The 425-nt window shown below is 66.1% G+C and carries 1 protein-coding gene; it reads right to left on the reverse strand.

What is annotated here, in order from left to right:
- A partial coding sequence (locus FY251_RS21645) for an amino acid ABC transporter permease (protein WP_148416959.1) occupies positions 1–425 on the reverse strand: 425 nt, incomplete at both ends.

Raw genomic sequence — 425 nt, forward strand, 5'->3', positions numbered from 1 at the left:
GTAATGAAACTCGCGAGCGAGGAGTACTTGATGAGGTACACCAGTTCGTTCGACCAGCCCGGAATCGCGTAGCGCAGGCCCTGGGGCAGGACGACGTGCCGGATTCCATCGACCTTCGAGAGGCCGATAGCGCGCGCGGCGGTGAGTTGCCCCTCCGGGACGGAGTTCAGCGCCGAGCGGATGTACTCGGACTGGTAGGCCGCGCTGTTGAGGGTAAACGCGATGACGGCCACCCAGAACGCCTGTGCGGGGATGAATCCGGTCCCGACGGTGGGTAGCTCGCGGATGATCGTCGTCAGCGGCGTCGCGAAGTAGAGGACGAACAGCTGAGCGAGCAACGGCGTCCCGCGGAACAGTTCGGTGTACCCCAGCGCGACCGAGCGGGTGGCGCTCCCGCCGTACACTCGGGCGACGCTGAGCGGGAC

This window comes from Haloferax sp. KTX1 (genome assembly GCF_902410085.1).
Lineage (GTDB): Archaea > Halobacteriota > Halobacteria > Halobacteriales > Haloferacaceae > Haloferax > Haloferax massiliensis.